The 7,078-nt window shown below is 66.7% G+C and carries 5 protein-coding genes and 1 pseudogene; 4 read left to right on the top strand and 2 right to left on the bottom strand.

What is annotated here, in order from left to right; all coding sequences use genetic code 11:
* Window positions 1-66: 66 nt before the first annotated feature.
* Window positions 67-213 (top strand): annotated as a pseudogene (locus tag SSPN_RS54420) (transposase); the annotation flags it as partial.
* A gap of 270 nt (window positions 214-483) precedes the next feature.
* Here the strand turns inward: SSPN_RS54420 and SSPN_RS0108205 are convergent.
* On the bottom strand, window positions 484-771 hold the full coding sequence (locus SSPN_RS0108205) for a hypothetical protein (protein WP_010693501.1): 288 nt from the start codon (window positions 769-771) through the stop codon (window positions 484-486).
* A gap of 266 nt (window positions 772-1,037) precedes the next feature.
* Window positions 1,038-1,265 carry an EsaB/YukD family protein gene (locus SSPN_RS0108200; RefSeq protein ID WP_029535101.1) on the bottom strand — a complete coding sequence of 76 codons (228 nt, stop codon included), beginning with the start codon at window positions 1,263-1,265 and terminating at the stop codon, window positions 1,038-1,040.
* A 251-nt stretch (window positions 1,266-1,516) separates the two neighbouring features.
* On the opposite strand from SSPN_RS0108200, the gene SSPN_RS59480 reads away from it, so the two are divergent.
* The 3 genes from SSPN_RS59480 to mycP are packed head-to-tail and all read left to right on the top strand — an operon-like array spanning window position 1,517 to window position 6,859.
* On the top strand, window positions 1,517-2,617 hold the full coding sequence (locus tag SSPN_RS59480) for a hypothetical protein (RefSeq protein WP_237710488.1): 1,101 nt from the start codon (window positions 1,517-1,519) through the stop codon (window positions 2,615-2,617).
* A complete protein-coding gene (gene eccCb / locus SSPN_RS42985) occupies window positions 2,565-5,471 on the top strand; it encodes a type VII secretion protein EccCb (protein ID WP_237710487.1) in 2,907 nt (968 codons plus the stop codon). The genes SSPN_RS59480 and eccCb overlap by 53 nt, the downstream gene beginning before the upstream one ends.
* Complete coding sequence (mycP, locus tag SSPN_RS42980; protein WP_010693497.1) at window positions 5,468-6,859, top strand: type VII secretion-associated serine protease mycosin; 1,392 nt, start codon at window positions 5,468-5,470, stop codon at window positions 6,857-6,859. The genes eccCb and mycP overlap by 4 nt, the downstream gene beginning before the upstream one ends.
* Window positions 6,860-7,078: the final 219 nt, after the last annotated feature.

Below are 7,078 nucleotides of genomic sequence, written 5' to 3'. Positions count from 1 at the left end.
GGTGTGAGGCGAACGGCCTGTTCACCTCGGTAGGCGGCACGAACGGTCCGTTCGCTTCGTTCGGACGGACTGCTCGAAGGCACCAACTCGCTCATCCAGGCGGCCAAGGCCCGCGCCCGCGGATACCGCAACAAGAACAAAATGATCATCATCGCCTACCTCATCGCCGGCAAACTCCCACTACCCACAGTCAACGACTCCGCAGTCGCATGAACTGGTAACCACACCATCACGCGAAGCTACCCACGCAAACAGCGACGAGCCATGACGAGCGATGACGAGCGATGAGAAAATGATAAAGGATGGCCTTCTTCTGGAGTTTGGTTATTCGCAATCTCCATGATCCCAGAAGGAGGCCATCCTCCATTTCCCGGCCGAGCACGCCAACCCAGCCGGCTAACCTACGAGCCAAGTCGATCACTCCGCGCGATCGTGCCTTAGCCCCAACCTTCCCCTTTCATAGGAGTGGATTTAGAACTGATTTCAGTGGCTCGCTTGGCTGTCGGAATCTTCAGAAGCATGCAGCATCACCTGTCGCAGGGCCTTTACCTTCGCGTTCAGAAGGCTCAGATTGGCCGCGATCTGCCCGAAGTCCTGGGCCCAGACGCTGAAACGGTCGTTGAGGATCTTCCCGGAATTCGACTGGTTCGCCGACATCAGGGCACTGGCCTGAGCGGAGACGTTGTTGTTCAGCTGCCGCATCTTGGCCAGGGCATCGTCGGTGGCCTGGATGATCTTGGCCAGCTGAGCTTCCTTGAGCCCGTACGTCATGGGAGTACCGACTTCAGGACTCTTGTACGTAACGATTGGGGTTAGGGACATTAGGGGCATTAGGGGCGTTTCGGCTTGTCCATTGTCTGGTAGGTCACTCATTTTTTCTCCCTGTTGGCTGAAACCAAACCGCGATATTTCGGCGTTCCCCGACACCGGGCCGCCGTCGTCACGATGTAGCGGCGTCACCCCCCACCCTTGCCGGACAACACTGGACCGGTGGGAAGCAGGTCCAGCAACCTCGCTCCTCGTGATCTAGTCCGCAGTCAGCTTGTTGCGGACAAAGCCAGGACCGTCGACGACTGCAGCACCCAGCCTCCGCGCCGCAGGCCGGCATTGCCCAACTCCTGGCCAAGATGACCCAGGAAGGTCGGCAGCAGGTCGGCCAGCGGCACCTGCGCCAGCACCGCCAGTTCGATGCGCGACTTGGGGCCGTAGATCATCAGCGGGCACACCTCACCGGCGTCAACCGTGGGCTGCGTTGTTCCCGTCATGCCCAAAACACGCAGCCGTCTCCCGGGAAGTTCACCCCAACGGCCCGATGCGATCGAAGTTGGGTAACAACGGGCAGATCCGCAGAGACGTCCGCATCCGTGTCTCAACCAACAGCAGACGAATCCGAGCCGGGTTGCCCCGTGAGGGGTGCCGCGACTTCAACGGGCGCCGACCGGTGCTTTCCATTGAAATCGCAGTCCTCCGCACGGCGGCCCGCTCCAGCAGCAGCGTCAAGAAGGGACAGAGTGCGGTGAGCGTGACGTTGTTCCGCCGACCCCCACGGCAGAAGCCGCCGGACATGCCCAGCGGAGAACTTTCCCTGCAAGAACCGCCCGTCCTGTCCGAATCGGTCAGCGGGGGCTTCGGCGGCATGCTCATGTACCTGCCGATGGCGCTCGGTTCCGGCGCGATGATGCTGATGTTCATGGGCAAGAACGGCGGCATGGCGCTGATCGGCGTCGCACTGATGTCGGTCGGGATGCTGGCTATGGGGTTCGGGCAGATGGCACGGGGCGCGGGCGAACGCAAGCGCCGCATGCGCGGTGAACGACGCGACTACCTGCGCTATCTCGGGCAGACCCGCAAACAGGTGCGCGGCGCCGCCGCAGAGCAGCGCACTGCGCTGGTGTGGCGGCACCCGGATCCGGACGCGCTGTGGTCGGTGTCGATGAGCGCGCGGCTGTGGGAGCGGCGAATCTCGCACCCCGACTTCGCCGAGATCCGGATCGGGTTGATCCCGCAGAAACTGGCCATGACCATCACGCCACCGCAGAGCAAGCCGGTGGAGGACCTCGAGCCGCTGTCGGCACGGGCGCTGCGCCGCTTCATCCGCGCGTACAACACCATCAACGATCTGCCGACCGCGATCTTCCTGCGCGGCTTCGCCCAGGTGCAGATGCGCGGGGACGCCGAAGCCGGCCGGAAGCTGATGCGCGCGATGCTGGCACAACTGGTCACCTTCCACTCCCCCGATGATCTGAAGGTCGCGGTATGCGCCAGCGAAACCCGGGCGGAGGAATGGGATTGGGTGAAGTGGCTGCCGCACTCGCAGCACGGCACGGAACAGGACGGCGCGGGCAACGTGCGGCTCATCGCCGACTCGGCCGCCGGCCTGGATGCGCTGCTCGCCGACGAACTGGGCGAACGGGGCCGGTTCGAGGCGGGAACGTCGCCGTCTCGGGACGAGCCTTATGTGGTGGTCGTCGTCGACGGTGTGGAGTTGCCCGCCGAGTCCAGGATAATGCCTGCTGAACCTGGTCGACAGCTGGCCGAGCCCCGCCAACCGGACCGTACTGCGGTTGGACGTCGCCCCGGACTCGCTGGAGATGATCCGCAACGACCGCTCCGGTGACGAAGTCCGCACTAAGCTGGCGACCCCCGATGCCCTCAGCCTGCGCAAGGCCGAGGCCCTTGCACGCAACGTCTCGCCGTTCCGGCTGGGGGCGACCACCGACATCGTCGAGCCGATGGTCACCGACTTCGACCTCGCCGCGCTGCTGGGCGTGGGCGAGATGGACCAGTTGGACCCAACCAAGGTCTGGCCCCGGACCAGTGGTCCGGACCGGCTGCGAGTGCCGATCGGCATTGCCGAGAACGGCACCAAGATCGAGCTGGACATCAAGGAGTCCGCCCAAGGCGGGATGGGGCCGCACGGTCTGCTGATCGGTGCGACCGGCTCGGGTAAGAGCGAGCTGCTGCGCACGCTCGTTCTCGCTATGGCGATCACGCACTCGTCGGAGTTCCTGAACTTCGTCCTGGTGGACTTCAAGGGTGGCGCGACGTTCCTCGGCCTGGACAAGTTGCCGCACACCTCCGCGGTGATCACCAACCTGGCCGACGAGGCTGAGCTGGTCACACGGATGCAGGACGCGCTGCAGGGCGAGATGGTGCGGCGGCAGGAACTGCTGCGCAGCGCGGGCAATTACAGTTCTCTGCTGGACTACGAGAAAGCCCGGGCCAGCGGTGCGCCGCTGGATCCGATGCCCAGTCTGTTCGTGGTGGTCGACGAGTTCAGCGAGCTGCTCGCCTCGCACCCGGACTTCTCCGAGCTGTTCGTCATGATCGGCCGGCTGGGCCGGTCACTCGGTGTGCACCTGCTGCTGGCCAGTCAGCGCATCGACGACAGCCGCATGCACAAACTGGAAAGCCACCTTTCGTACCGGATCGGCCTGCGCACGTTCTCCGCGATGGAGAGCCGTTCGGTGATCGGTGTCCCGGACGCCTACCAGCTGCCCAGCGCGCCGGGCAACGGCTACCTGCGTTCCGACGTCGCCACGCTGATCCGGTTCAAGGCCGCCTACGTATCCGCGCCGTTCAAGCGGCGCACCGTCGAACAGCGCCAGGAGGAAGTGCGGCGCCAGGTCGTGCCGTTCGGGGCAGCTCGGCTGCCCGATCGGGAAGCGGAGCCGGTGGAGCCGGAGCCGGTCGAGACGCAGGCCGACGCCGACGAGCCGACCGAGACGCTGCTGCAGGTGGCGGTCAGTCGGCTGCGCGGTCAAGGACCGCCGGCGCACCAGGTTTGGTTGCCGCCGCTGGCCGACCCGCCAACGCTGGACCAGTTGCTCCCGCCGCTGGCGCCCGACCCGGAGCTCGGGTTGAGCGCGGTCGGCTGGCCGGGTCGCGGTCGGTTGACGGTACCCGTTGGCGTGGTCGACAAACCCTTCGAGCAGGCCCGGGACCTCTACCTGGCAGACCTGTCAGGTGTCGGTGGACACGTGGGCATCGCCGGTGGCACCCAGTCGGGCAAGAGCACGCTGCTACGCGCGCTGATCGCCGGACTCGCGCTGACCCACAGCCCGGTGGAGGTGCAGTTCTTCTGCCTCGACTTCGGCGGCGGTACCCTGCAAACGCTCAGCGAGCTGCCGCATGTCGGCGGTGTGGCCGGCCGGATGGACACCGAGCGGGTCAGCCGCACGGTCGCCGAGGTGCAGGGCGTGCTGACCATGCGGGAGAAGCTGTTCACCAAGCACTCCGTGGAGAACATGGCCGCGTACCGCGCAATGCGCCGCGACGGCCGGATCACCGACGACCCGTTCGGTGACGTGTTCCTGGTTGTCGACGGCTGGGCAACGGTACGAGCCGACTTCGACGAGCACGACGAAACCATCCGGCAGATCGCCGCGCGCGGTCTGACCTACGGAATCCACGTGGTGTTGACGACCGCCCGGTGGTCGGACATCCACAGCCAACTGCGCGACCAGCTCGGCACCCGGCTGGAGCTGAGGCTGGGCGACGCGATCGACTCGGTGATCGACATGCGCGCCGCGCAGGGCGTGCCCAAGCAGCCCGGACGCGGCCTCACCCCCGACAAGCTGCACTTCCTGGCCGCAGTTCCGCGCATCGACGGTTGGCAGCGCACCGACGATCTTTCCGACGCGGCACGCTCCCTCGCCGAGACGGTCGCCGACAGCTGGAACGGGCCGCCGGCACCCCCGGTTCGAATGCTGCCCGCGGTGCTGCCGGCCGCCGAACTTCCCGCGCCGGAAGGGCAGTTGCGGGTGCCGCTGGGACTGGGCGAATCGGACCTGCAGCCGGTCTGGCACGACTTCTCCAAGCAACCGCACCTGACGGTGCTCGGCGACACCGCCAGCGGTAAAACCGCCGTGCTGCGGTTGATCGCCGAGGCGATGACGAAGAACTACGCCCCAGGTGAGGCGGAAGTGATCCTCATCGACTCCCGCCGGGCGCTGCTCGACGCGGTTCCGGACAGCTACCGTCGCGGCTTCGCGTTCTCATCCCCTGCGGCAGCCGAAATCATCGGTCCGACCACGACCGAACTGCGGGAACGGCTGCCTGGGCCGGACATCACGCCGCAGCAGCTGCAGCGCCGGGACTGGTGGTCGGGTCCGGAGGTGTTCATCTTCGTCGATGACTACGACCTGCTGGTCACCCCGATGGGCGGACCGCTGGACACCCTGCTCGAACTGCTGCCGCAGGCAGCCGACATCGGTCTGCACGTCATCCTGACGCGCAGCGCGGCCGGTTCCGGCCGGATCTCGATGGATTCGGTGGTACGCCGCATGCAGGAATCCAACACACCGGACCTCGCGCTGTCCTGTCCCCCGACGGAAATGCCGCTCCTCAACGGAATGCGCCCCCGCAACCTCCCCCCCGGTCGTGCCCATCTCGTCACGCGGCGCAACGCGACACTGCTGCAAACCGCCTGGCTGGAACCCGCCGAAGCAACCGTCGGGAGCCCCCGGTGAGCGATCGGTCGAGCCTGTTCAAATCGCGCGGCGCGCGGGTTCCGAGGCGGTCCAGGCTGGTGGCGACCACGCTGCTGGTTCTTGTCGGGCTTGTCGCCGTGCCGTCTCCGGTTTCCGCGCAGTCCAGCCAGTGCGTCCCGCCCGCTAACGACATCGTGCGCGACGTGCCGTGGTCGCAACGTCGGCTCGCGCCACAACTGGCGTGGCAGCTCGACACGGGCAGCTCGGCGCTGGTGGGAGTCGTGGACACCGGCGTGAGCGCGGCGGCGCCGACACTGGCGGGCCGGGTGCGGCCGGGCGCGGACCTGCTGTCTTCCGGTTCGGCGAACAACGACTGCGCGGGCCGTGGGACGTTCATGGCGGCCCTGATCGCGGCCAAACAGACCACCGGGGTGGGATTTGCCGGTATCGCGCCGAATGCCGAAATCCTGCCGATCCGGGTGGCCGAGAAGGCCAACGAGGTCGACCCCGCCAAGCTGGCCAGCGGAATCCGGCTCGCGGTGGATGGCGGCGCCAAGGTGGTCGCGGTGTCGCTGGCCACGCCCGTCCCCACTGCCGAGTTGCGCTCGGCCGTGGAGTATGCGGCGGCACGTGACGTGCTCATCATCGCGGCGGCCGATATCGACATGCAGAACGGCCAAACCCCCTACCCGGCCGCATTTTCCTCCGTGCTCGCGGTTTCCGGGATCGACGAGACAGGCGCGCCGATTCGGAAATCGGACACCCCGTCTCCCGTGACACCCTCGTTGGTGGCGCCTGGGAGCAACGTGCTGAGCGTCGGCCCAAGCGGTTCCGGTCACCTCACCGCCTCCGGCGGCGGGATCGGCGTCGCCTTCGTGGCGGGCACCGCGGCGCTGGTGCGCAGCTACCGCCCAACACTTACCGCCGCCGAGGTTCGGCACCGACTGCTGACCACGGCCGACCACCCGGGATCCACGCTCCCGGACCGCGCGCTGGGGTTCGGCGTCGTCGACCCTTATGCCGCGCTGTCGACCTTGCTTCCGGAGGAATCCGGCGACAAGCCGCTGGCCGAGCCGGTTCCGCCGCTTCGGCTGCCGCCAGTTCCGGTCATCGACCACCGACCGGTGCAGATTGCGCTGACGCTCGCATTCCTGATGATCGGCGCGCTCGTGGTCGGCGGTTTGGCAGCCGCGGTCATCCGACGTGGCCGCAATCGCGGTTGGCGTTCCGCGTGGACCGCCGAAGCGTCGCAAGCCCAAACCACCAATTCGCCGGAGCAGAAGCAGGAGGCCGTTGCGAAACCTGACGAACAAGACGCGCGGATCGGACAATCCGACCTATCACCACATGCGGTCGCACCTGCGCCGGGGGCCGCAGCTCAGGAACGCCCCAGTTACGCAACCGGCGCCAACCCGCGCGACGCATAGAACACCTGGGTTCCGATATTCGGTGCTGCGCAGGTCCGAATCAGAAGCCGTGAGCAACCGAGAACACGAACGACGACCCAAGACAGCTCAGGCTGAACGGTCACCGATCCCGGCCCTTTGGGGCAGAGTTCGGGTCCAGGGCGCCTATCGAGCTTGACCCCCCGTGCGACACAGCTGAATCTTTGCGGTGCAATCCATGTGGAGCATGGCACGGCAAGT

It is taken from the genome of Saccharopolyspora spinosa NRRL 18395, assembly GCF_000194155.1.
In the GTDB taxonomy this organism is placed as follows: Bacteria; Actinomycetota; Actinomycetes; order Mycobacteriales; family Pseudonocardiaceae; genus Saccharopolyspora; species Saccharopolyspora spinosa.
The sequence above is the reverse complement of the archived record's forward strand: the minus strand, read 5'-3'. Positions and strand labels throughout refer to the sequence as shown.